The 23,874-nt window shown below is 57.5% G+C and carries 21 protein-coding genes; 13 read left to right on the top strand and 8 right to left on the bottom strand.

Annotated features, from left to right (window positions below):
• Positions 1-11: 11 nt before the first annotated feature.
• The gene (locus tag DSM3645_RS11315) at positions 12-668 is read right to left on the bottom strand and encodes a tetratricopeptide repeat protein (RefSeq protein ID WP_116344395.1); all 657 of its coding nucleotides are present in this window, start codon (positions 666-668) and stop codon (positions 12-14) included.
• A 301-nt stretch (positions 669-969) separates the two neighbouring features.
• Between DSM3645_RS11315 and DSM3645_RS11310 the strand changes: the two genes are divergently transcribed.
• Positions 970-2,043, top strand: coding sequence for a thiamine phosphate synthase (locus DSM3645_RS11310; protein ID WP_002652296.1), 1,074 nt, complete (start codon positions 970-972; stop codon positions 2,041-2,043).
• A gap of 69 nt (positions 2,044-2,112) precedes the next feature.
• On the opposite strand, the gene DSM3645_RS11305 is transcribed toward DSM3645_RS11310, so the two are convergent.
• Entirely contained in the window at positions 2,113-3,213 is a 1,101-nt protein-coding gene (locus tag DSM3645_RS11305) for a hypothetical protein (protein WP_002652295.1), read from the bottom strand.
• A gap of 142 nt (positions 3,214-3,355) precedes the next feature.
• Here DSM3645_RS11305 and DSM3645_RS11300 point away from each other — a divergent pair, with 142 nt between their 5' ends.
• Complete coding sequence (locus DSM3645_RS11300; protein ID WP_002652294.1) at positions 3,356-4,663, top strand: NAD(P)/FAD-dependent oxidoreductase; 1,308 nt, start codon at positions 3,356-3,358, stop codon at positions 4,661-4,663.
• 685 nt (positions 4,664-5,348) lie between these two features.
• Positions 5,349-6,245 (top strand): hypothetical protein, encoded by an 897-nt coding sequence (locus tag DSM3645_RS11295; protein ID WP_131282451.1) that lies wholly within the window; start codon positions 5,349-5,351, stop codon positions 6,243-6,245.
• Between the two features lie 90 nt (positions 6,246-6,335).
• On the opposite strand, the gene DSM3645_RS11290 is transcribed toward DSM3645_RS11295, so the two are convergent.
• From DSM3645_RS11290 to DSM3645_RS11270, 5 genes are all read right to left on the bottom strand, one after another.
• Positions 6,336-6,992 (bottom strand): pentapeptide repeat-containing protein, encoded by a 657-nt coding sequence (locus tag DSM3645_RS11290; protein ID WP_002652291.1) that lies wholly within the window; start codon positions 6,990-6,992, stop codon positions 6,336-6,338.
• 138 nt (positions 6,993-7,130) lie between these two features.
• Complete coding sequence (locus DSM3645_RS31800) at positions 7,131-7,355, bottom strand: autoinducer binding domain-containing protein (RefSeq protein ID WP_116344480.1); 225 nt, start codon at positions 7,353-7,355, stop codon at positions 7,131-7,133.
• Entirely contained in the window at positions 7,294-7,554 is a 261-nt protein-coding gene (locus tag DSM3645_RS11280) for a DUF4236 domain-containing protein (protein WP_002652289.1), read from the bottom strand. The genes DSM3645_RS31800 and DSM3645_RS11280 overlap by 62 nt, the downstream gene beginning before the upstream one ends.
• 36 nt (positions 7,555-7,590) lie before the next feature.
• Positions 7,591-8,952: a hypothetical protein gene (locus DSM3645_RS11275; RefSeq protein ID WP_040351780.1), complete on the bottom strand. Its 1,362-nt coding sequence runs from the start codon at positions 8,950-8,952 to the stop codon at positions 7,591-7,593.
• Entirely contained in the window at positions 8,945-10,018 is a 1,074-nt protein-coding gene (locus DSM3645_RS11270; RefSeq protein ID WP_002652287.1) for a hypothetical protein, read from the bottom strand. Before DSM3645_RS11270 ends, DSM3645_RS11275 begins: the two co-directional genes overlap by 8 nt.
• A 127-nt stretch (positions 10,019-10,145) precedes the next feature.
• Here DSM3645_RS11270 and DSM3645_RS11265 point away from each other — a divergent pair, with 127 nt between their 5' ends.
• The 7 genes from DSM3645_RS11265 (at position 10,146) to DSM3645_RS11235 (ending at position 19,226) form a co-directional block, all read left to right on the top strand.
• Positions 10,146-10,646: an RNA polymerase sigma factor gene (locus DSM3645_RS11265; RefSeq protein WP_002652286.1), complete on the top strand. Its 501-nt coding sequence runs from the start codon at positions 10,146-10,148 to the stop codon at positions 10,644-10,646.
• Between the two features lie 94 nt (positions 10,647-10,740).
• Positions 10,741-12,756 carry a hypothetical protein gene (locus tag DSM3645_RS11260; RefSeq protein WP_002652285.1) on the top strand — a complete coding sequence of 672 codons (2,016 nt, stop codon included), beginning with the start codon at positions 10,741-10,743 and terminating at the stop codon, positions 12,754-12,756.
• Between the two features lie 200 nt (positions 12,757-12,956).
• Positions 12,957-16,094 (top strand): hypothetical protein, encoded by a 3,138-nt coding sequence (locus DSM3645_RS11255; RefSeq protein WP_002652284.1) that lies wholly within the window; start codon positions 12,957-12,959, stop codon positions 16,092-16,094.
• 69 nt (positions 16,095-16,163) lie between these two features.
• Positions 16,164-17,183 carry a hypothetical protein gene (locus tag DSM3645_RS11250; RefSeq protein WP_002652283.1) on the top strand — a complete coding sequence of 340 codons (1,020 nt, stop codon included), beginning with the start codon at positions 16,164-16,166 and terminating at the stop codon, positions 17,181-17,183.
• Between the two features lie 216 nt (positions 17,184-17,399).
• Entirely contained in the window at positions 17,400-18,236 is an 837-nt protein-coding gene (locus DSM3645_RS11245) for a MotA/TolQ/ExbB proton channel family protein (protein ID WP_002652282.1), read from the top strand.
• A gap of 40 nt (positions 18,237-18,276) precedes the next feature.
• On the top strand, positions 18,277-18,705 hold the full coding sequence (locus DSM3645_RS11240; RefSeq protein ID WP_002652281.1) for an ExbD/TolR family protein: 429 nt from the start codon (positions 18,277-18,279) through the stop codon (positions 18,703-18,705).
• Positions 18,706-18,719: 14 nt separating this feature from the next.
• The gene (locus DSM3645_RS11235) at positions 18,720-19,226 is read left to right on the top strand and encodes an ExbD/TolR family protein (RefSeq protein WP_002652280.1); all 507 of its coding nucleotides are present in this window, start codon (positions 18,720-18,722) and stop codon (positions 19,224-19,226) included.
• Between the two features lie 89 nt (positions 19,227-19,315).
• Here the strand turns inward: DSM3645_RS11235 and xerD are convergent, their stop codons facing one another.
• The gene (gene xerD, locus DSM3645_RS11230) at positions 19,316-20,257 is read right to left on the bottom strand and encodes a site-specific tyrosine recombinase XerD (protein ID WP_040351778.1); all 942 of its coding nucleotides are present in this window, start codon (positions 20,255-20,257) and stop codon (positions 19,316-19,318) included.
• A 225-nt stretch (positions 20,258-20,482) separates the two neighbouring features.
• On the opposite strand from xerD, the gene galE reads away from it, so the two are divergent.
• The 3 genes from galE (at position 20,483) to DSM3645_RS11215 (ending at position 23,866) form a co-directional block, all read left to right on the top strand.
• Positions 20,483-21,466 carry a UDP-glucose 4-epimerase GalE gene (gene galE / locus DSM3645_RS11225; RefSeq protein ID WP_002652278.1) on the top strand — a complete coding sequence of 328 codons (984 nt, stop codon included), beginning with the start codon at positions 20,483-20,485 and terminating at the stop codon, positions 21,464-21,466.
• Between the two features lie 21 nt (positions 21,467-21,487).
• The gene (locus DSM3645_RS11220) at positions 21,488-22,702 is read left to right on the top strand and encodes a lysophospholipid acyltransferase family protein (protein ID WP_002652277.1); all 1,215 of its coding nucleotides are present in this window, start codon (positions 21,488-21,490) and stop codon (positions 22,700-22,702) included.
• A 120-nt stretch (positions 22,703-22,822) separates the two neighbouring features.
• Positions 22,823-23,866: an HD domain-containing protein gene (locus tag DSM3645_RS11215; protein WP_161603326.1), complete on the top strand. Its 1,044-nt coding sequence runs from the start codon at positions 22,823-22,825 to the stop codon at positions 23,864-23,866.
• Positions 23,867-23,874 lie beyond the last annotated feature (8 nt).

Here is a 23,874-nt window from a genome sequence, read left to right as displayed (position 1 = left end):
GGCAAATTGGACTATGCCGCCTCGGTTGACGGCGCCGCTTTGCGGTGCTCACTTTCCACTGCTGCTTCTGGTTTGGATGCTTGCGGCGACTCATTCGGTTCGTCGCGATCACCCAGCTCGTCACTGTCATCAAGTCCATCGTCGTCAGCCATCCGATCGGCCAACAAGCGACGTTCTCTCTGAATCTCGGACCACCAGCGTCCGGCCGCATCCAGCTTGATTAACTTGGCGATCGCATCGAGCGCCGCGTCATATTGCTGCGTGTGCCGATACAAGGTCGCCAGCATCAGACGCGCTTCTGCGTCACGCGGATCTCGCGTGAGCAAACGAAGCAAAGTTGCTTCGGCCTGATGCCACTGTCCTTGTAAGTATTCGTTTTGGGCCGCGTGAAACAAGGCCTCGACCGACTCGTCGAGCGGTTGAAAACCGCCGCGGGCAACACGATAGATGCTCCATCCGGTCGAAGTCGCCCATACGGCGGTGACCACGTACCAAATGCTGTGATGTATCGTTTCGCCCACGAGCTCTGGCCAAACGCCGTGCAGAATCAACGCTGTATTTAATAACAGCGCGAAACCGCCGGCCCACACGAGCCCTTGCCAGCGACCATAAACCCACGACTGCGTAAGTCCGGGCCACAGGCAATATATCCATGGCGAATTTAGCATCCCTACCTCTCCAGAAGCGATCAATCTCCGAAGGGAGTGATCGGTTGGAATCGCCGAGGAATTCTAACTCGCAAATAAGGCGCAAGCAAGGCAAGTAAAGAAACGCCATGAACTTACGTACTTTAGGCGAGCCACATCGGTATCGCTTGTCATGACGATGTGACGAATGCTTCTAGCCTGCTGACGCGCTCACATCTCAGCAACCCTTGGCTCTGGCGCTGGTTACGCGAAAAAATAGCCCTGCTGATCCGATTGACAAGAGTCTCTACAATCGTGATAGCTAATACCCCAGGAAAAACCGATGCCAGACGAACAACAACCACCCAACGCACAATCGACCATCGCCGCCTGGCGTGCGATCGACGCTGCCGCAAATCGAGCGGCCGAAGGATTGCGGGTTGTCGAAGATTTCGTCCGCTTCGGTCTCGATGATCGTCACTTAACGACGCTCGTCAAAAATATGCGGCACGACCTAGCGTCCGCGCTACAGCAATTTTCGTCCGAAACGCTGCACAGCGCAAGAGATACGCAAGCCGATGTCGGCGTGACCCTCTCCACGAACGGCGAGCAGTCTCGCACCAATCTTACCCAGATTGCCACATCCAATCTCAAACGAGCTCAACAGTCACTACGGACGCTGGAGGAGTTCAGCAAGCTGGTGCATCCAGCCGTTTCTGCTTACTTCGAGCAACTCCGCTATCGCAGTTACACGCTCGAAAAGGGGCTCACCACGACGCAGGCAAACAGCGAGCGGCTGGCCGGCGCCCGACTGTATGTCCTGATCGACGGCTGTCAAAATGCGGAAAAATTTTCCCAAATAGTCGCTGAGTTAATCGCCGGCGGAGTCGATATCGTGCAGCTGCGCGATAAGTCGCTCGACGATCGAACTTTACTGGAACGAGCACGACAGTTACGTGAAATCACGGCCGCAACGTCCACTTTCGCCATCGTGAACGATCGCTGCGACATCGCCGCATTAGCCGATGCCGACGGCGTTCATGTCGGGCAAGAGGAACTCTCGGTGAAGGAGGCCCGCGCGATTCTCGGCGTCGGCAAACTGATCGGCGTCTCGACCCACAGCATCGATCAGGCTCGCCGCGCGGTTCTGGACGGCGCTGATTACATCGGAGTTGGCCCGACGTTCCCGTCGCAAACCAAATCGTTTGATCAGTTCCCGGGGCTTGATCTGGTTCGCCAGGTTGCCGGAGAGATCCGCCTGCCGGCGTTTGCGATTGGGGGGATTACGCTCGAGAATATCGGGCAGGTGGTCGAAGCGGGACTGTCGCGCGTCGCGGTAAGCGGCGCGATTGCTGGGGCGAATGATCCACGCGAAGCTGCAGAAGCAATGCGACAAAGTTTGCGCGGCGCTAATTAAGCGGCACAAAAAAACGTGCCGTCCTGGTCAGGACGGCACGTCTCTAAGCTTCAATTCTTCACATTCCGCCTACGGCAGCGCAATCGACTTCAGCGTCCAGCCGTTGTCGGCGTCTTGCATGACGACGACGGCGTTCGCGTCGTTCAGCTTGGCCAGTTGGACCACGCCTTCCCAATCGGCGATCGCTTCAAACGATTGGCCGGCGGTTCCGCCTCCTTTGACGGGCTCGGTCAAACCTTCTTCGCGTTCCAGATCTTCGGTGCTGATCTTCATCACGCCGCGCGCCGTGTTGGCCGAGAGCAGATAAGTTTTGCCCCCTTTTTCGTAGACGATCATGTCGATCGGCTGATTGTGGTTGCCCAGCTCGGCGACGGTCGTTCCTTTTACTTTTTCCTGGCTCTGCAGTTGCTTGACCGGGAATTTCACCAGCGGAGTGCAGGTGAAGCCTGCCAACACGTGAGGTTCGCCGCCGATGTTAAACGGCACGAACGTCCGGATCGCGGCGTAATCTTCGTCACGACCATGCGCGGCGTGGAAGATCTCGATCCGCGACAGTTGATCGCCGGTGGTGAAGGGGAAGGGAACGCTGCGAACCGCCGAAGCGCCTTCGCCTGCGGCCAGACCGGTAACGATGACCTGACCGTCGGCATAGGCCAAGTCGGTAATCGACTCGTTACGCAGGTTGCGACGACGACGACCTTCGCCGCTTAACTCGTCGGCCGGAGCGTCCGATAACTCCACTTGGGCGAACGCGACGTCCTTTAGTTTCAAAGGCGTGATGTTTTGCTCCGCGTCAATCTTCACCAGCGCCGGCTTGTCGCCGGAGGTGACCGACAGATAAAGCACGCCAGTTTCGGGGTTAACCGTCAGATCCGTGATTTTCAGATTAGCCGGACTTCCGCCGATCGCTTTGGCCAGCTTTTCGCGCAGCGAGGTGATCTCAAACTTTGCTTTATCAGGTGCGCCAGGCTTCTCACCCGTAGCGATGGCGAACACGGCGGCCGACTTCGGATCGCCCACCAGCAACACGCCGTCCGGAGCAAACGCGAGCGGACCGGCCGATTTTATTTCAGGCGTTCCTTTTTTCAGGCCGTACATTTCTGCATCAGCAGCATGTAAACCAGCTACCATCATCAAGCTGAGCACTATGGCTCCGAGCGTTTTCCGCATGTCGAGATCCTTGTTCGAGGCTGTGGGGGAATTCAAAAATGCCGTCCGCGCATGAATTTGATTATCCGCAATTTGCCCCCTGCTTCAAGGAATTCTGGAAATCGCGACAATGAAAGCCCCGAATTCACCTGGGAGATCCTGCATGAAGGGCGATACGCATCGAGTTGTGATTATCGGTGGCGGCTTCGGCGGCCTCTTTGCGGCGCGAAGTCTAAAGTCATCCCCGGTTCACGTCAAACTCGTGGACCGGCGTAACTTCCACCTGTTTCAGCCGCTCCTTTATCAAGTCGCGACCGGCGGGCTCTCTCCCGCGAACATCGCGACTCCGCTGCGGCGGATCTTGGTTCGTCAGCGCAACACCGAAGTCGTGATGGCCGATGTCGCCGACTTTGACCCCGCCAACCGCAAAGTGATTTTGCATGACGGCGAAGTCGAATATGACTCGCTCATTGTCGCCGCCGGCGCCGAAACCGGATACTTCGGCAACTGCGAATGGGCCAAGACGGCGCCGGGTCTCAAATCGATCGAAGACGCGACCGAAATCCGGCGCAAGATTCTCTCCGCCTTCGAACTAGCGGAACGGACGACCGACAAGACCGAGCAAACCGAACTCATGACGTTCGTGATTGTCGGCGGCGGTCCTACCGGCGTCGAGCTTGCCGGCGCGTTGGCCGAAATTTCGCGGCAAACCATGAAGAACGATTTTCGAAATATTAATCCCGCCGATGCGCGCATCATCTTGGTCGACGCCGGCGAACGCGTGCTCTCTCCGTTTCCGCCAGAGCTTTCTGAAAATGCGCGGATGTCGCTTACTAAACTCGGCGTCGAAGTAAACAACCACCATCGGGTCAAATTGGTCGAGGAAGGCTCGGTGACCGTCACGCACGAAGACCAGGAAACGACCATTCGCGCCAAAACAATCATTTGGGCGGCCGGCGTGCAGGCTTCTCCCTTGGGACGCAAGTTAGCCGAACGGACCGGCGCCAAGACCGATCGCGGCGGCCGCGTGATTGTCGAGCCCGATTGCACGCTGGCTGATTATCCCGAAATCTTCGTCATCGGCGACATGGCCTGCTATCCGCATCAGGGAGAACACCCACTCCCCGGCGTCGCCCCCGTTGCGATGCAACAAGGCAAATACGCCGCGAAAACGATCGTCGATCGCATCCAGAATAAGCCGACCCAACCCTTCCGCTACAGCGATCCCGGCAGTCTGGCGACCATCGGCCGCTCGAAGGCCGTCGCCGTCCTGGGCAAATGGAAATTCACCGGCTTCATCGCGTGGGTTCTCTGGCTGGTCGTCCACTTGATGCAATTGATCCAGTTCGAGAATCGCCTGCTGGTGCTGATGCAATGGAGTTGGGCTTACTCCACTTTCAATCACTCGGCCCGGCTGATCACCGGCGAAGATTATCGCCGCGAAGAGCTGGATGATATTCTGGGGTCATGATTCGCCAATCGGGTCAAATCATGACTGACGAAGGACAAATATCTCGTGAAGCAGGAGCCGGAAACGGAAACGACCTGCTGCTTCCTCCTTGGACATTTGTTCTGAGCGATGAATCACCCATAGGGGGCCAACGGAAACCCCGGAACTCTTGACCAATCGGCTTTAACCCTTCAGTGAGACGCGCGCCGTAGAAGCGGCTATCGAGTTCTTCGACGCAGTCCAATCGCACGAAATAGACTTCGGCGCCCCCGCCTTACGAATACTCTCTTCACAGAGCGAGCTAGTGACGACGCGGTTTGCCGCAGGGCGTTCCGCCAGCTGTCGGATCGCCAATCAAACCACGGCTTGCCGCCGCTGGTGCTTTCGGCCACTTCCTTACGCGTGCGGGCGATCGCCTCTGGTCCGCAACCTCGCTTGACGCCCGTGCCATACGAATGGGGGCGAATTATCGATTTCATCAATATTAACGGTTCTCCTGATTATCCCGGATCGCGAAACACGATAGTCCATTAGCGATCCAACGGCGGCGGGGAACGAGATTCTTGTGCCGCAGCTTCGTCGCAATGGCGCTTCCGATCTTTTTCATCGGGGGACGCACGACCATTTTTGGTGGGAAATGACGCAAACATTCTTTGGGGCTTCCATGCGCACCTTCAACTCGGCTTTGCTCCTCTCAGCATTTAGCATGCTACTGGTCCTCGCCATCTCGCTTCCTGCGTCAGGCCAATCCGAAATGGAAATGGGCGAGCCGTCGTTAGTGCCTCGCAGCGCTCGCTATTTTGGGCTCGGCTTTAACTACAACTCGATGAACTTTGGCAATCAAGATGTCATTGCCGTAGGAACATCGGATGTAATCGAGAGCGGAGTCACCATCGCGACCGGCACGGCGGACGGTCCAGATGATGCGACCGGCGGCACTCCCATTTTCATGGATACGCAACTTAATTTGTCCCCTTCCATCGAATTGGGTTACTTTCAGCACTTCGACCAGAGTGAGCACCAGTTATGGGGATTTAAATTCACCAATGACTACCTCGGGACGAGTTCTGAATCTCGGTTGGCTCGTCTTCCCCAAGTTGGAACGTTCACTTACGCTTCTGATCCGGCAAATCCAGTTCCTTTCACAGGCAACGCGATCGCGACCTCGCTCAAGAGCCAGATCATCGATCAGATTGCCTTTCGTCCTTATGTGGGGCATTCGTTTGGCACTGGATTTGTTTTCGTTGGCGCCGGTCCTACTTTGTCGAATGTAAGAACCGAAATCGTGGACCTGGTCGGTTTCGCCGATATCAATGGAACGCGCAGTAATATCTCTGGTGCGCCGCAAGACTTTTCCGATTCAGGCTGGGTGTGGGGCGGATCCGCGGAAGTCGGCGTTACGCACTTTTTTTGCCGGTCTTGGTTCCTGGAGTGCAGCTATGTCTTTGGCGTCACAGGCAACAAGACGTTTAACTTCAACAGCACCTTCTCCAGTCCCGATCCGAGCGATCCCAACCAGATTAAGGCCGGAACCCTCGTCGGCAGCTCCACCTGGCAAACGATTTCGCAATCGATCGGCGTTCGGCTCTGCAGAACCTTCTAGCGGTCACCCCCACTGCGATAAACGGCGTCCACAATCATTGCCACGCAGGGTTGACAATGGTTCACAGACGATCCGAAGGAATGGTGAAGCCTACTCGATCACCACATCAAACAGCGGCGCCAATTGCAACCAACCGGCGGCGTCGATCTGCAGTTTGCGGAGATCGTCGGGCGCCGCGCCGATGTCGGTTAGTTCGCAGCGAGTGAACTTTGCTTCTGTCAGCCGAGCGCCGTAGAAGCGGCTGCGGCGCATGCGGCTGTCAATCCAATCGACATTGTCAAACTGCACGAGATCGAACTCGGCGTCACTCAGTTCGCAGTCTTCGAACCGACAGTTCTTTAGCCGAGCTCCGCGCCACGTGCAAAACGAGAGATTGCATTTGGTCAGTACAACGTTGCGCCAGATCGATTCGCTGAAATCGACGCCAACGAGCTTGGCGCCGATCAACTCGACTTGCTGGAAATCGCTCCCCGGCATCCGCGCGTTGGAAAAATCGCAGGTCGACGCCTTCACGTCACGCAGCGAGATCTCTGGCAACTGGGCTTGAGGCCAGCTGATCTGATCGAGCCGCGACTCGGCAATCGAAAGGCGATCCAACATCGCCGGCTCGCGCTCTCCTCGAACCCAGAGTCGGTCATAAACTTGATCGTCTTGGATCTTCTCGACAGAGCAGGGGACCAGTTGCTCGTCGTCCGGCAAGTCAGGCGAGAGTAGCCCATAGCCAGATGTCTTTTTGCGGATCGCCACCGCTATTCGTCTTCGTCATTGGAGGAGAACGTGCCGATCAGCTCTCCTTTGACAACGGTGAACGACAGATTCTTCTCGTCCAGGCTGACGGCCGGCAGCAGTTCTTCGTCGATTTTGTGCAGCAATTTTTCCGCCGATTCAGCGAGCTGGGCGTCCAGCAAGATCAGCGAGCCGATCACGCTGCCGCTCGTCAAGAAGTGAAGATCGAACATGCCGACTTCGGCGCCGTCGGCTCCCAGCAACACAAAACGCTCCGAGCTGTCGGTTCGCACCATGCGAACAAATTGAATATCCACGTTCGTCACCTAATCGTTGATTTGCGTTTGTACGTTCGTTTTTTCTTTTTCGCGGGCTTGCTGAAATCGATGAGCGACATCAACGTCTTGCCCGATTTTTGATAACGGATTCCGGTTCCGGGAATCCCGGCCGACACATATTTTCGGCCGCTGGCGTTCATGCCGCCGCGGAAGCCGGGGATGCCGAACGAAAACCCGACGCCGCTCTTGCTGAAATTAATCCGCAGCGGCCCCAGCGAGATCGATTTGCGATAGGACCAACCCACAACAGATCTCCGCGCGACGTGACGACGCCAAATGTTTTACCGTCGTTTCCGTTTCCCCGCTAGCATTACTCCGGCGCCAATTCCCAAACTAGAAGCGAGAACGGCGAAAATCAGGACCCAGAGTGCGATCGAATTGACCTCCGCCGTCGTGGCGCCCTCAATCGTGCGGGGTCGATTCACGATGAACAGCGGGCTGATTTGCCGACGATTAGGGTCGTCCGTCGACATAAATGGAGTCCGATAGGCCCAGTCCTTGTAAAAGATTCCGTCGGCCGTCACTTGCAGATGCAAGTCGTCGCTCACGCTGCCGCCTGGGGGCAACTCACGCGAACAAAGGACGACCGGGTACGAGTGACGAAACTCTTTGCGGGTCGACGTGTCGGCATGCGCCTGAGAGATAATCGGCGTCTCTAGCGGGACAAAGAGATTGATCTCGTAGTAATATTCAAGTCCGCGGCGGCGAGCCGTTTCTTCATCGACCACAATTTTGGTGATGCGCCGCACCGTACCAGAAACACGCACCGCCGCGCCGCGATAACTGCCGGGATCGGTCAGCAGTTGCGGCAGCGCAACCGGAGTCGCAACCTTGGCAAGTTGCTCGGGAGATATCGACGAGATCGCCGCCATACTTTGATAGAACGATTCGTTTTCGAGCCCAGTGAACGCCGCGCGATCACGAACGGTGTCGAACTGGCCGATATCGACTCCTTGCGCGGCCAGCAGGATTTGCCCGGCGTTGACGCCCAACGACGCGTTGACATGGTCGGGGTGCCAAGAAACGCGCTCGGTCACCGCCGCGATCATCATCTCCGCCGCAGCCGCCGGCGTCGTTCGTTTAAGAAAGTAGGCGGCGGCGCTGATCGGCTCATCGATAGCGTCTGCCGGTTGGTCGACCAGCGGCTTGAATCGCTCTGGGATTGTGAGCGACAACAACGTCACTCGTTGGACGCCGCTCGATTCGCTGTCGGTTGGAATCACTTCGAGCGCATAAAAATCTGCGAGTTCATACACGGCGCCCAATTCGGGCAAGATCGGGCGACTCTCGATTTTGACGACTCGCCCCACCAACAAAAAGCAATCGAGACGCGACTGGTCCGGCTGATCGACAAAGGCGCCCCAATCTGGCCTGAGTTGCAGCCAAGCTTCGATCTGCTTCGGCTTGGGACGACGGATCCGCGAGAGCAAACGAATCAACGGCTCTTGCTCTTCTTCGTTGATCGCCTGGTCGTCGTCGAACATCTTGTAGTAGCTTTCGTCGAACCCGATTCCGGCCATAAATCCCTGTGGAGTCGACAAATCAAGCTCGCTCACTTCCGGCACGTCGGCGCGACTGCTGGGCGCCGACGCAAACGTCGCGAGCATCAGAAAGAGGGCCAATTTTCGCGCAGAGCTATTCATGTTTTGCTTCGTCACTTTCTGACTCACCGCTCGGTTTTTCCAACTCGGCGGCGACGATGCGCAGTTGATCACGCACCGAGACGCCGGTATCCAGTTCGCCGGCTTCCGCTCTAAATTTCTCGGCCTGACGCTCGCGAATTTTTTGCTCCGCCGCCGAGTCCGCGTCGTTGCTCTTGCGGAAAATCAACGTCGCGATCACCAACGCGGCGATGATCGACGCCGTGACGCCGAGCGCAAGTTGCCAGTTGGACAAGGTCCGAACCGGCGGGGGAGGGGACCAGGCGACGCTTTTCGAGAGCAGCAGCGGCGCGGTAAAAATGCCCCCTTTCGCCGGGTAAATCCAACGCTTGAAGAAAATACCGACCACCGTCGCGCGCTCGTTGACATCTAGTCCCGTCGGAAACTTATCGGGCAACTCGAGCGAATAGATGACCGTCGGATTGGCGTCCGCCCCTGAGAAGAGCCAGATTTGCCAAAGGTGATCGACGCCCATCTCTTCGACCGACGCGTCGACCCGCACGACACGTTTGATCACGCCGGAGATCGCGACCAGCTTGCCGCGATACTCGTCGGGCTGGCGAAACAACTGGGCGAACTGCACCGGTTCGGCCTGGGCCGGAGTTAACAATTCGCTGGGAGTCTTCCGCAGCGCGAAGAAAATCTCGCGCCAAGGGGCGAACTCGGCCTGACGGAACACCGTGTCGTCTCGAATCAGCGCAAGCTGCTCTTCCCCAATCGCCGGCTTGTTGGGGTCGAGCTTTCCGCCGTCACGATTCATCGTAAACGGCGTCGGGGGCACCACGCGAAACGCCCCATCGACCGGCTGATCCTCGACCGCTTTCCGCGGAACACGCGTGTCGATCTGTTCGGCTTCGACCGGATCGATCTCCGCCGTCAGTTGACCTTCGCCGCCAAACAGTCGCCGCCAGGTCTCGGGCTGGGCCGCTTGGTAAATCAACGCGCAGGTCAGCGTCAACGCTCCTGACAGCAAAAGCAGACGGACTTGCTCTCGTCGCGCGAAATAGTTACGGGGAGGGCGTCTTTTCGAGGGATCCGAGGCGTTCATACTCTTTATCTTATCGTCCTCCGCTGGGGGGATCGCGACTTTGCTGGAAAATCAGCGGTGAAAAATAACCGTTATGTTATGATAATGGTTTCCATTTCGCGCCACTGGCCCGTCGGAGATTTCCGCGTTGCCCTTATCTTCTGAGCAGTTTGAGCGACTCATTCACGAGCATAGCCCGGCGCTCTATCGCGTCGCGTTTCGGATGCTCGGTGATCGCCATTTGGCCGAAGATGTGCTGCAAGAGGCTTTTCGCTCAGTCTGGACAGGCCGCGCGAAACTCGATCCCGAGCGGAGCGAACGTGCCTGGCTCGCGGCGATCTTGCGCCGCCGGATCATCGATCGCTGGCGGAAAAAGAGTGACGTCAAGTGCGTCGGCGACTCGGAAACGCTCGATCGAGCCTCGTTTGACGCCGATCCGTTTGGGAATGAACTTAGCGCCGAAATGCAGTTGGCGCTCGATCGTCTGCCGGTCGAATTGAAAGAAACCCTGCTGCTGGTCGTTGTGGGTGAGCTAACCCACCGGGAAGCGGCTGAAACGCTAGGAGTGCCGCTCGGAACGGTATTATCACGCGTGAATCGAGCCCGCGGGCGGCTGCGGGAATATCTTTCGGCACGTCAACCGAAGTGACAGATAGCCTGACTTCCTGTTTGACGTGGAGCACTCCCCCCTAGTGGATACCCCCGATCCACAATTTGATGATTTAGACGACGTCCTTCGCCGTATGCCGACGCCGACTGGGCTTGCTGCGCGACTACAAGCCGCGTCGCAGGCTCCCTTGAGCGAAACCGAAATCGACGTGGCGCTGGGTGATGTGACTATTCCGCCCGGCCTTGCAGAGCGAATTTTGCACGGTTCGCGCAACGAGCGTCTCGCTCGTAAAGATCGTCAAGAGACCGCTAGGTCGCCTTGGAGACGCACCCTCGTCCGCGGCATAGCCTGGGGAACCGCCGCATGCTTATTGCTGACGGTTACGCTGTTGCGATGGCAATCCGGGACAATTCCGACGGCCAATCCTACGCAACCGTTTCCCGCGGCACCTGCCGCTGCGAACGATTCAGCAGGGCTTTTGAGTTGGCTTGGTCCAGAACCGGCCGACGGCGAGCATCTTGATCTGCCGCAAGGGGAATCACCCGACTCGTCTTCTGTCCGGTCCGAGACCGTCGCTTGGAACGCGTCATTGCAACCGCGGCCGGCGCCGTTGGATCCGCAACTGGCTCACTTGGCCTCTGACCTACCGACCGATTTGATGGCCGACGCGTTTTTAATGCGTTGGAAACCGCTAGGGGCGCGCCCGTTGATTGACGCTTTGCCGCGAGAGATTCTTCGCGCGCCTGCTACCGATCAACAGGCCGAGTACTTCTCGCTGGTTCCTGGCTTTGATCGCCAGTTCTTGCTTCGTGAAGAAGAGCAGCCGTTTATTTCGCTTCCCAATCCCCAATTGAACTCCATCACGCCGCCGCTGGTCACCGCCGGCAGTTGGCGCGAAGCCGCGAGCCAGATGAGCGGCGAATCGGGAGTACCGCAGCCGATTCGCTTGGAAGAGTTGGGAGCGTTGGGCGCCGCATTGTTTATTGAAACAGGCCGCCAAGAGATCGCACTTCGTACGGCCGCTGGTCCCGCCGTCTTCGCCAATTCCAGCGTGCAGATGCTGCAAGTCGGCATGGTCGCCGGCAGCGCCGACATCGTGGATCGCCCGCCGACTCATTTGACGATCGCCATCGATTTAACTTCCGACATGCAGCGCAGCGGGCGCTGGATCAGCGTTCGCCAGGCGTTGGGCAATTTGATCGATCGGATGTCTCCGTACGATACCGTCTCGCTGGTTTGCATTGATGAATTCAGTCACACGTTGGTAGAAGACGCGACATCCACCGATTCGCTCGCTTGGCGAGAAACGTTGCAGCAATTGGAACCGAACGACAGCGATTGCCTGGCGGAAGGAATTCGATTTTCTTCGGCCGTCGCGCTGCGAACCTCCTCGTTTGGCGACATTCGCCGCCCCTTGATCGTCATCTCGGACCGCTTGGATCGCTTGGGCGACGCCGACCGCCGTGAGTTGCAGCCGCTGATCGACGACGCCAACTCAGAGCGGGTCGACTATCACTGGTTCGCGATTGAAGCCCATGATCGCTACGAAGCGATCTCGCAATTTTGGCGCGATCATGGCTCGGTCTTTACCGGTGACCACGAGCGATCGATTCTTCGCGCCTTAGAAAGCGTCGTCTACGGCAAGTCGACCCGTCTGGCCGAAGACATCCGCCTGACCGTCCATTGGAATCCCAAGAGCGTTGCGTCGTACCGGCTGGTTGGTTGCCATGTGGAGGCCGCGGCGCTGGGCGCCGGCAAGGCTCCGCTGCAACTGCACGGCGACGAAGCGGCCGCGACGTTGTTTGAACTGGTTCTGACGCCGGATGGCCCCAACGAAGTTGCCCGGATCGAAGCGACCTGGCGCGACCCTGCGACCAGCAAAGTCAAAAAAGAGATCCAGGTCGTCAGCCGCTTACAATTTGCCCCGTCGTGGGAAGCGTCTCCCCTTTCGCTGCAAGCTGCGCAACTAGCGGTTCAAGCGGGCGGGTTGATTCGCGAATCGTATTTTGTGCGTCAGCGGGGAGGAGATGCGGCGGAGTTGTCCGCACTGCTCGGCCGCGCCAATCGTCAACTCGCTGGTCATCCTGAGTTTGCTTATCTGGAACAACTGGTAAGAGCGACGGAAAGACGGCGAACAAACGGATTTTAGATGACAGATGCAGTTGAATGATCGACTGCAGACGTATAAGTTAAAAATAGCCGCCAAATCAGCCCTTTTGCGGCACAGTTTTGGCCAACACCCAACGCTTTTCGCTTTTCACTGGTAAGTTAGACTAGCCTCGCGATCGAGTCGTTTCCTCCTCTTCACTCGTATCGCTGCGCATTTCGCGACCAGCAAGGATTCTATCAATGCCTCTGTGGGTTCAACGTTTCAGCTTAACGTTCGCGCTAGCGATCTTCCTTTCGGCTCCCTTAGGCGCCGAAGAGCCGCGTGAAGCCTTTTTGGACGGACTGATCCAGCGGGGATATTTCGATCCGGCGATGTGGTATATCGAGCGATTAGAACAATCGCCCACCACGCCGACCGAGATGAAGGCGACGCTTCCCTATCGTAAAGCGACCGCCCAGCTAGAAGTTTCGCGTGCGCAACGCAATCCCGCGACGCGCAAGGACCTGCTGGATCAGGCCGACGCCAACTTTGCGGCGTTCGTGAAGGCGCAGCCTAACCACGACAAAATGATCGACGCTCGGATGCAACGGGGCGCAATCATGCTAGAGCGTGCGAAGCTGGAAGAATTGCTCGCCGATCGCGAGAAAGAGGAAGCGGCGAAAAAGCCGTTTTTGGCCGAAGCGAACAAGCAATACGATTCGGCCCGCAAGGTCTATCAAGACGCGATTAAACAGATCCGCGACGCGCTCGGCGCGATTCCCAAAACGTTGGATCCGAAAAACGACGCCGCCAAAATCGAACTTCGCAACGAGCTTCGCAGCGCCTACGTTCGCGCTCACTTGCTAGCGGCGACTTCGCTGTACGAAAAAGCGAAAGTCACGACCGATGCGAAAAATCAGAAAGAGGTCCTGACCACTGCGGCGAAGGAGTTTGACGAAGTCTTCGGCAAGTATCGTCAATTTCTTTCCGGCCTTTATGCACGGCTTTATCAAGCCGAGTGCGAATTGGCGCTGGGCGACGCCAAGAAAGCAGTGACGACGATTCAGAACGACCTAATGATCCTCGGCGATCAGCCGGCCGACATTCGCCTGCTCAAGCTCAAGTCGGTCAAATTGCTGACCAAATGCTGGCTGCAAGATCCGCCGAAGTACGAACAAATCGTCAAAGTGACCGGCGAATGGTACGACGCCCAGCAATTGCGTATCAGTGAAGATCGCGATCCGGAATGGATCGAACTGAAGCTGATGCTGGCCCAAGCCTATCAAGGGGTCGCGCCCAAGCTGGAAAACAAAGGGGACAAAGCCGAAGCGCTGAAACGCGCCGTCAAGCTGGCCGTCGAAGCCGGAAAATATCCGAATCCTTATCAAAAGGATGCGCTCGCGCTGCGAACCGAACTGCAAGGCGCTGACGCCGCATTAGCCGCCGATGACAAGCCGCCGGAGACCTTCCAGGAAGCGAACGAAGCAGGCCGCGCTGCGATGCAAGAGATTCAGGCCCAAAACTTTGTTCTCACGAAGCTGAAAGAGCAGTTCGCCGCGGCCAAAAAGCCGGCGGAGAAAGAAGACCTGAAAGAGCAGATCAAAACCGCCGAAACAGGCCTGGCCAAGTCGCGCGACGCGGCCAACCGCTATTTCAAGATGGCCTTAGGCAAAGCGGACGTCGATGTGCCGAGCGATGAGTTGAACGTGATTCGCTACAACCTGGCGTTTCTCGATTTCCAGAAAAAGGACTACTACCGCACCATGGTGCAATCGTCCTTTGTCGCTCGCCGTTATCCGACCAGCGCCAGCGCCAAAGCCTGCGCCAAATTGGCGCTTGCGTCCGCCCTGCTGATCTATCAGGATTCGCCGAGCGAAAAGAAAGATTTTGAAGTCGTCCAGGTTCAGAAGATCGTCAACTTCATCGCCGATCAATGGGCCGGAGAACCTGAATCGAACGACGCTTTGGCGACGCTGGTCGGCTTTGAAGTCACGCAGGGGCAAGTCGCCGCTGCCGAAAAAACATTGGCCAAGATCCCCGCCGACGCGCCCGCTCGCTCGGAAGCCGAACTAAAACTCGGGCAAACGATCTGGGCGAATTACCTGCGCGGCATGAACGCACGACGCCAAGCGACGGCCGATGGAGACGCCAGCGCGGCGCCGTCCGAAGCGGACCTCAACACGCTGAAAGAGAAGTCGCAAAAGATCCTGGCCGACGGAGTGGCGAAATTCGCCGGCAAATCCGCCGACTATAGCTATGTGATCGCCGCTTTGTCGCTGGCCCAGATTTACACCGACATCGGCGAGCCGGAAAAAGCGTTTCCGTTGCTGGAGAAAAAAGAGATCGGCCTACTGAAATTGGTCGAAGCGAACTCGGATGCGGTCTCGCGTCCCGGCTTGTCCGAATTGGTTTACAAAGCGGCTGTGCGAGCCTATATCTCGGCGCTGCCGAACGTCAAAAGCCAAGCCGATACCGACGCGCTGATGGCCAAAGCGCAAGAGGCCATGTCGCAACTGAAGTCGCTCGTCGGCGATGATGCGGCAGGCCAGAAGCGTCTGATCGCGGTTTACATCTCGCTCGCCCGCGATCTGCAAACGCAGCTTGAGAACGCCGAGCCGGCGCAGAAAAAGGCGCTCTCCAGCGGATTCGAGGCCTTCCTTAATCGCGTCGCCGAATCCTCCAACGACCCGTTGGTCTTGAACTGGGTCGGCGAAACGTTCTATGGGCTGGGCGCGAGCATGAAAGAAGACCCGTCCGCAGCGGCGGACGCCAACGAGTTCTTCACCAAAGCGATCGCCATCTACCAGCGGGTTTTAAAAGAAGGCGCCTCGGCCAACCCGCAACTTCTACTGCAAGTCAAAGTTCGTCTGGCCGCTGCGCGAGCCGGCTTGGGCGAGTTTGAACCGGCGCTGGAGACCTACGTCGACGTGCTTCGCGAAAATCCCATGATGGTCAACGTGCAGGTCGATGCGGCGAAAATGCTGTACGACTGGGGGATCGCGACCGATGAAGCACGCAAGTTTGGCGAAGCGATCCAGGGGGTCGAGCCGAACGACAAAAAGCAGAACATCATCTGGGGTTGGGGGCGAATTCAATTCATCCTGACCAAATACGCTGCGAAGGACGCCAATCAACCGACCTATCGCGAAGTCTTCTTCGAGGCCCGCTACAACATGGCGTTGGCTCGTTATCAGTTCGCAACGCGACAAACGACCGATGACGCGAAGCAAAAGTTCACCGCGATGGCCGAGAAAGATATCCTCTCGACCGAATTCGCCTATCCCGACATGGGAGGCGACGCCTGGCGTCCACGGTTTGACGCTCTGTTGAAGAAAATCCAAGCCGCTTTGAGAAAACCGGCGGTCGGCCTCCAAAAGCAAGATTCCGCCGATTCCTAAAATACCCTCGTCACCAATTCCCACTCATTACGAGCCGAATTCCAGCTCAAAAATATCTGGAGCGACAAGATGCGAATTACCCGTCGATTCCTTTCCCTCACGCTGATCGCAGCGTTGACCAGCGTCGTCGCCGCCGATCAGATTCGTACCGAATCGGGCGGACAATCAGGCTCGATCGTCAACAGTACGAAAGACGCGCTGATCCTGAACAAGTCAGGCTCGCCGGTCGAAATCCCGGTCGAAGACATCGTGACCGTTTCGTTTGACGACGAATCGTTCCCGCTGAAACAAGCTCGTCAAGAAGCGGCCAACGGCCAATTGCAAGACGCGCTCGATCGCTTGGCCAAGTTAGAGCCGTCCGGTCCTGATCTGGTGAAGCAAGAGAGCGAATACCTAAAGGCCTATTGCACCGCTCGCTTGGCGCTCGCCGGCTCGGCCGATCAGAAAGTGGCGACCGAGCTGCTGTTCAAGTTCGCGCAGAGCGCCCCCAACAGCTGGCACTTTTATGAAGCGGCCGAACTGCTTGGCGATCTGGCGGTCGCCCAACAGCAGTACGACCGTGCGACGCTATACTACAGCAGCATCGCCAACGCCAAGTCGGCCGACTATCGCGCTCGCGCTCGCGTGTTGGCCGCTCGGGCTTTGATCGCTCAGGACAAGTTTGCCGAAGCGAGCAAGATGTATGACGAAGTTCTCGCGCTGAAGGCTCCTTCGTCCGGCGTCGCGCGCCAGAAGGATTTCGCCACCGTCGGCAAAGCGATTTGCCTGGCTGAGTTGGGCAAACCAGCCGACGGCGTGAAAATGATCGAACCGGTCCTCGAGCGGGCCAACCCCAAAGATATCGACCTTTTCTCGGCAGCCTACAACGCGCTTGGCCGCTGCCACCAAAAAGCGGGACAACCCAAAGACGCGCTGTTGGCTTACCTGCACACGGACATTCTGTTTTACGGCAATCCAGAGATGCACGCCGAAGCGCTCTACTACTTGAGCAAGCTTTGGAAAGAGGTCAACGATCCAGACAAAGGAGTGGCCGCTTACGATCTGCTTCGTTCGCGCTACGCCGGCAGCCGCTGGGCCAACATGAACTAGGTCGGGAATAAATCTCTACTTGCCGCACGAAAACAACGTATCCACCCTCATTGGGCCCTGATTGTCCGTCAGGCTCCAGTGATTAGACTGAGAATTTCCCCTTCGGGGCTTTTCACAACAATGAATGACACTCATCGCCAGTCCCCACTTTCGGCTGGCCGCTTTCTTTTCGCCCACACATCCCACACAATCGATCTAACTCGAACGGAGCGTCCGATGGTCGCAGGGTCGTCCCTCATTTCTCGCTGGCTATTTCCTGTGATTGCGGCGTTGGCCGTTATTTGCGTCACGGCCGGTCCGATGCAGTCTACTTCCTGGGCCCAAGACGAAGCAGCGGAACCCGCCGCCGAGCCAGCCGCAGCAGCAGCAGCAGCGCCTGCTGCTGATGGTGCGCCGGCCACCGATGATACCGCCGAAGCCCCCAAGAAGCTGGACGCGCTGACGTGGACCATGACCGCGCTCAGCTACTACTTCTTCATCTTCCTGTTGATCTCGGTGATCTTCGTCGCCCTGTTTGTGATGAACATGCTGAATGCCCGCCGCGACAACGTCGTGCCGTTGCACCTGGTCGAAAGCTTTGAAGCCTGTCTCGAAGAGAACAAGGTGCAAGACGCCTACGACTTGGCCAAAGAGGACGACACGTTCCTGGGCAAAGTGTTGTCGGCCGGCCTTGAGAAAGTCTCGCTCGGCTACGACAAGGCGCTCGAAGCGATGCAGGAAGTGGGCGAAGAAGAAAACATGAAACTCGATCATCGCCTTAGCTATTTGGCGCTGATTGGTTCGCTCAGCCCGATGATCGGCCTGTTTGGTACGGTCGACGGGATGATTCGCGCGTTTAGCGTGATCGCGCTCGGCGGTTCAACGCCGAACCCGGCTCAATTGGCCGAAGGTATTTCGACCGCACTCATGACGACGCTGGTCGGTCTGGCGATCGCGATTCCGGCGATTGCTTCGTACAGCATTCTTCGCAATCGTGTCGATCGTCTGGCGCTGGAAGTCGGCATCACCAGCGAAGGCCTGATGAGCCGCTTCCAAACGGTTGGTCGTAAGTAAGCCCTGCTGAAATCGACCCCCTTTTAAGCGGAGACATTGCATGCGAATCAAAAAGTCACGTCGTGAGTTGGCCGAAGGGGATATGACCCCGATGATCGACATGACGTTTCAGTTGATCGCCTTTTTTATGGTGCTGATCAATTTCAGTCAGGCCGAACAAGACGACAAGGTGAGACTGCCCGACAGCGAACTGGCCCGACCGCCAGATGCGCCGTTGGTCGACGCACTGACCTTGCATGTTCGTCAGAGCGGCCTCACTGTGATTTCCAATGATGAGCATGACATGGAGCAACTGCGGAAGCGGATGATCCTAGAAAAGCAATACACGGACGATCCGAAGAAGGTGACAATCATCATCCGCGGAGACAAGGCGGTGCCGACCGGCAAAGTCCAGGAGGTAATCCGGCTTTGCCAAGACGTCGGCTTTGAACTATTTGCCCTAAGAGCCAAAGAACGGTTGAACCGCTAGGAAGTCGCCCACCTATGAAGTTACGAAATTCGGCCCGCCACGAGGGGGGCAACAAAATCGAATTGCAGATGACGCCGATGATCGACATCGTGTTTCAGCTGCTCGTCTTCTTCGTCATGACGTTCAAAGTCGCGGCGATGGAAGGGGATTTCGATATCAAGATGCCGGCCGCCGCGCAAGGTTCGCCCAGCTTTGACAACTTGCCGCTGAAGCTCACGTTGCGCGCCACGCCAACTGGCAAGCTGGACGAAGTCCGTCTCGGCGAACGAACCTTCAGCGGCTTGTCCTATCAGGACAAGTTCAGAAAGCTGCAGGACCAAATCGTCACGCAAATCGGCACCGACACCGGTCCCGGTTCGGCGCGAGAAACCGCCGAGATCGAAATCGACGCCGACTATAACTTGCAGTACGAGTTCGTCATCGAAGCGATGACCGCCGTCACCGGCCGCGTCGATAAAGAGGGGAACATCCAACGCTTGATCGAAAAGGTCAAGTTTTCACCCTCCTCAGGCGGCGGCTAACCGAAGCTGAGCAAGCGTTTTCGCGCCATTGCTGTTACGGCGTCTTTGCCGAAAGAGCAATGGCGCCAAAGTCCAAAATCTTGCGCAGTTCAAGCTCGCGGATGATACTGGGCGTGGACCTTCTTCAACCGCGACTGGTCGACATGCGTGTAGATCTGCGTCGTCGCGATGCTCGCATGGCCCATCATCTCTTGCACATGCCGCAGGTCGGCGCCGCCGGCAAGCAAGTGGGTCGCAAAACTGTGTCGCAGCGAGTGGGGACTGACATCGGGATCGATCCCAGCTCTCGCGGCGTACTTCTTCACCAACTCCCAGATTGCGATGCGTGATAATCGCTTTCCGCTGCGCGACAAAAACAGAAACGCCGCGTCGCGCAGATTCTTTTTCGATAGTCGCGGCCGTTCTTCGTCGAGATAGGTCTTAACAACGCGCGCCGACTTTTGGGCCAGCGGCGCGATCCGCTGTTTGGATCCCTTGCCTTCGCACTTGACGTAGCCTTCGTCTAAATGGACGTCATCCATTCGCAAGCCGCTTACTTCTGAGGCGCGGCAACCGGTCGCGTACAGCACTTCTAACAACGCTCGATCGCGACGCCAGTAAGGGTCTTCGCTCCAAGGCGCCGTCAGCAGATCATCAATCTTGTGCGGGGCGATCACCGACGGAATGCGGCGCCAAATTTTTTGACTGCCGAGCAATTCGACCAAGTTGTCTTGCAAGATCCCTTCCAACTGGAGATAGCGGAAGAAGATCTTGAGCGACACGACCGCGCGGGCAATGGAAGCCGGGGCCAACTCTTCCTTGTAAAGCCAAGCGACATAGTCCGAAAGTTCCCCAACCCGCAGCGTACGAATCTCGCGGGCTCCGAGCCATCTTTCGAAGCGGACCAAATCGCGGCGGTAGGCGGCCACCGTATTTGCGGCTAAATGGCACTCGCTCTGCAGATAGTCGGTAAAGGCCGCCGACATGCGGGCCGCGACGTTACCGCGCGATTGCGACGGGGGGCGAACTAATTTTCGTCGTAATCTGGCCATGCGCGCCGATTTTCTCGCGGTATGTTTGAGTGCGTCATTATCCAATATCGGCGGCAAACAGGGCTAGATTGAAACTACCCCGATTTCGTCGGTCTGAAAAACGTAACTTCAAGCTACGGTTATCCTTACCGGTCGTATTGATCCTAGCGGCGATTTCGTCCAAAATCTGGGCGCAATGGATCGCACGCTTGAAAATGGAACCCCGCCCATGGGAAGGCCCCCATCATGAACGTCTTGGTTTCAGGAGGCGCCGGCTATGTCGGCTCGCACACCGCTCGTCTGTTGAGTCGGCAGGGACATGACGTTTGGATTTACGACAATCTCTCGCAAGGACATCGCGGCGCGGTCCCGGCTGATCGACTGATTGTGGGAGATCTGCACGAAGGGGAACGCCTGACCGGGCTGATGCGCGAGCTCAAGATCGAAGCAGTGATGCATTTCGCCGCGAGCGCATTGGTGGGAGAATCAGTCACCGATCCGGCCAAATACTATCGCAACAACATCGTTGCGACCCTCTCGCTGCTGGACGCGATGCGAGCAGCCGACGTGCGGCGCATCGTCTTCTCGAGCACCTGCGCCACCTATGGCGAACCCGATCAAATGCCGATTACCGAATCGACAAAGCAGTCGCCGGTCAATCCGTACGGCTTTACGAAGCTTTGTATTGAGCATGCGCTGGCCGATTACAGCCATGCGTATGGTTTTGGCTATGCAGCGCTGCGGTACTTCAACGCTTCGGGCGCTTCGCCGGACGGCGACATCGGTGAAGACCACGATCCCGAGTCCCACCTAATACCGATCGTGCTGCAAGTCGCTCTGGGGCAGCGCGAAGCAATTTCAATTTTTGGCGATGATTACCCCACGCCGGACGGGACCTGCGTTCGCGACTATATTCATGTGGACGACTTGGCCTCGGCCCATTTAACTGCGATGCAAAAGCTGGAGCCCGGCGTGGCGCTCCGCTTGAACCTGGGAACCGGCGAAGGAGTCAGCGTTCGCCAAGTGATTCAGGCGTGTCGTGACGTCACCGGCCGAGAGATCCCTGAGAAAATCGCTCCCCGTCGACCTGGCGATCCTCCGGAACTGGTCGCTGACGCATCGCTGGCGGCCGAGCAACTGGGCTGGCGCGCCAAATACCTGGATATTCGAGAAACCGTGAAAACCGCTTGGAATTGGCACGTCGCCCATCCGAACGGTTACGCCGACTAGCGGAAACTATCGCTTCCCATCATGCAGCAGATCGTTTTCGAAAAACCGTACAAGTTTATCCCTCCCCATCGCGGCTCCTGGTGGCCGTCGCTGATCCAGCGGTTTGACCTCTACGGACTCTACCTGCGCAAGGTCGAAGGAGTAGAGAGCTATGAGCTGAGAAATCAGCATCTGCTCCGCGAGTCGATCGACGCCGGTCACGGCGTGATGATGGCCCCCAATCATTGCCGCACCTCCGATCCATTGACGCTTGGCTACTTGGCCAAAGATGTTGGTTTTCATCTCTACGCGATGGCGAGCTGGCACTTGTTCAATCAAGGCTGGTTCACCGCGTGGGCGATCCGCATGATGGGAGGATTTAGCATTTATCGCGAAGGGATCGACCGCCAGGCGATCAATACGGCGATTGACGCATTGGCGAACGCCGAACGCCCGCTGCTGCTATTTCCGGAGGGGTCGACCACGCGGACCAACGACCGCGTGCATGCGTTACTGGACGGAGTTTCGTTTATCGCGCGCACGGCGGCCAAAAAGCGGGCCAAAGCATGCGGCGGCAAAGTGGTGATTCATCCGATCGGCATCAAATATTTGTTCCGCGGCGATCTAAGCCGCGCCGTCGATCCGGTTCTGACCGAGATCGAACATCGCCTGACCTGGCGACCGCAAACGCATCTCCCCTTGTTTGATCGGATCGCCAAAGTCGGCAGCGCCCTGCTGGCGTTAAAAGAGATTGATCACTTCCAGCAAATTCGGACCGGCAGCACGCGGCAGCGACTTGATGATTTGATCAATCGTCTGCTGGGGCCGTTGGAAGCGGAATGGATCGGTCATACTGAACTAACGGCCGTCGTTCCGCGGGTCAAAGCGCTGCGCATGAAGATCATGCCGGCGATGGTGAAAGAAAAATTGCCCACCGAGGAACGCAATCGCCGCTGGAATCAGTTGGCCGACATCTATCTTGCGCAACAACTTTCCTGCTATTTGCCGGACTATCTGGCCGATTATCCCTCGGTCGATCGCATGCTGGAAACGGTCGAGCGATACGAGGAAGACCTGACCGACAAAGTCCGCAGGCATGGCAAACTGCATGTCGTAATTGACGTCGATCCAGCGATCGAAGTTTCGCCAGAACGAGATCGCACGGCCAGCGTCGACCCGCTGATGGAAACGTTGCGCGATCGCTTGGCGGCGAAACTAGCGAAGCTGGCCCTCGAATCGCCGCTCTATAGCGTCTAGCGGTTCCATTGGCGCGTTTCTCGGGCGACCTGAATTGAGACGTTCTCAAGCATTTCTCCGGTTTCTGCAGAGGCCCTAAAAACTCTTGAAGGGGGGTCGGCATCCGCTAAAATGGCGGGCATGAACGACGAAGCATTCTCCATTTCCACCACGCTTGGCGACCTGCTCCACGGAGAACGTGGGGACATCTTTGTGCAATTGGTCTCGCGCGAAGAAGCGGTGACTCGCAGCGGGCGTCTTTACATCCGCGTCGAGTTTCGGGATGATCGCCGCCGCGCTACGGTGATGCTTTGGGAAGATTCCCCCTGGCTCGAAACTTGTCGTCTCGACTGGAAGATCGGTGAGCACTTCAAGATTCGCGCGATCTATACCGAATCGGCGCATGGTCGCCAGTTGCGGTTGCAGAAGATTCGCCCAGTCACCGACGACGACCGTTCGCAAGGCTTTGACCCGATTCGCTGCCAACCCCGTTCGGTGGAAGATCCCGCCGATCTTTACGAAACGGCGCTGGCGATCTGCCGACATGAGATCAAAGACGATTTGATCCGTGAGCTGGTGACCACGATCTATTCGCAAAATTTCGAGGCGCTGCTCATTGCGCCGGCCGGCATGGTTCATCATCATCGCTACCAGGGAGGACTGCTCGAACATTCTGTCAGCGTCGCTCAGACCGTGCTGGAACTGATCCTGCAATATCGACACCAGTACGCAGTGCTGCGCGACTCGCTCACTTGCGACCTGGCGATCGCCGGCGCCCTGACGCATGACCTGGGGAAACTAATCGAGATCGATCTTGACGGCGGAGGCGTCGCCGCTACGCCGGATGGTCAGATTTTGGGGCATGTTCTGCTGGGACGCGATCTGGTTCGCGACACTGGCCGCACGCTGGGGATCGCCGCCGAGCAGCTCCGCCGCTTAGAACTGATCTTTCTGACGCATCAGGACTACTACGCCGATGGCGACTACCGCCGCCCCATTTCGCTAGAAGCGTTGCTGGTTCAACAGGCCGATCGCATCGATTCGGAGCTGCAACGGTTTACCGCAGCGCTGGAGACGCCGATTCAAGGACCAATAATTTCAGCCGACAACCCGTTTCGTCGAGCCATCTTACGCGGCGAAGAAGTCCCCGCCGCAGATGCGAACCCCATGTCGTTGCCGAAATGATCGGAACA

This window comes from Blastopirellula marina DSM 3645 (assembly GCF_000153105.1).
In the GTDB taxonomy this organism is placed as follows: Bacteria; Planctomycetota; Planctomycetia; order Pirellulales; family Pirellulaceae; genus Blastopirellula; species Blastopirellula marina.
Note: the sequence above shows the minus strand (reverse complement) of the source record. Positions and strands in the feature narration are given on the sequence as shown.

Coding starts and splice junctions, on each gene's coding strand:
- DSM3645_RS11315 (WP_116344395.1), bottom strand. CDS start 668: ATGCTAAATTCGCCATGGATATATTGCCTGTGGCCCGGACTTACGCAG.
- DSM3645_RS11310 (WP_002652296.1), top strand. CDS start 970: ATGCCAGACGAACAACAACCACCCAACGCACAATCGACCATCGCCGCC.
- DSM3645_RS11305 (WP_002652295.1), bottom strand. CDS start 3,213: ATGCGGAAAACGCTCGGAGCCATAGTGCTCAGCTTGATGATGGTAGCT.
- DSM3645_RS11300 (WP_002652294.1), top strand. CDS start 3,356: ATGAAGGGCGATACGCATCGAGTTGTGATTATCGGTGGCGGCTTCGGC.
- DSM3645_RS11295 (WP_131282451.1), top strand. CDS start 5,349: ATGCTACTGGTCCTCGCCATCTCGCTTCCTGCGTCAGGCCAATCCGAA.
- DSM3645_RS11275 (WP_040351780.1), bottom strand. CDS start 8,952: ATGAATAGCTCTGCGCGAAAATTGGCCCTCTTTCTGATGCTCGCGACG.
- DSM3645_RS11270 (WP_002652287.1), bottom strand. CDS start 10,018: ATGAACGCCTCGGATCCCTCGAAAAGACGCCCTCCCCGTAACTATTTC.
- DSM3645_RS11260 (WP_002652285.1), top strand. CDS start 10,741: ATGCCGACGCCGACTGGGCTTGCTGCGCGACTACAAGCCGCGTCGCAG.
- DSM3645_RS11255 (WP_002652284.1), top strand. CDS start 12,957: ATGCCTCTGTGGGTTCAACGTTTCAGCTTAACGTTCGCGCTAGCGATC.
- DSM3645_RS11250 (WP_002652283.1), top strand. CDS start 16,164: ATGCGAATTACCCGTCGATTCCTTTCCCTCACGCTGATCGCAGCGTTG.
- DSM3645_RS11245 (WP_002652282.1), top strand. CDS start 17,400: ATGGTCGCAGGGTCGTCCCTCATTTCTCGCTGGCTATTTCCTGTGATT.
- DSM3645_RS11240 (WP_002652281.1), top strand. CDS start 18,277: ATGCGAATCAAAAAGTCACGTCGTGAGTTGGCCGAAGGGGATATGACC.
- DSM3645_RS11235 (WP_002652280.1), top strand. CDS start 18,720: ATGAAGTTACGAAATTCGGCCCGCCACGAGGGGGGCAACAAAATCGAA.
- xerD (WP_040351778.1), bottom strand. CDS start 20,257: ATGGCCAGATTACGACGAAAATTAGTTCGCCCCCCGTCGCAATCGCGC.
- galE (WP_002652278.1), top strand. CDS start 20,483: ATGAACGTCTTGGTTTCAGGAGGCGCCGGCTATGTCGGCTCGCACACC.
- DSM3645_RS11220 (WP_002652277.1), top strand. CDS start 21,488: ATGCAGCAGATCGTTTTCGAAAAACCGTACAAGTTTATCCCTCCCCAT.
- DSM3645_RS11215 (WP_161603326.1), top strand. CDS start 22,823: ATGAACGACGAAGCATTCTCCATTTCCACCACGCTTGGCGACCTGCTC.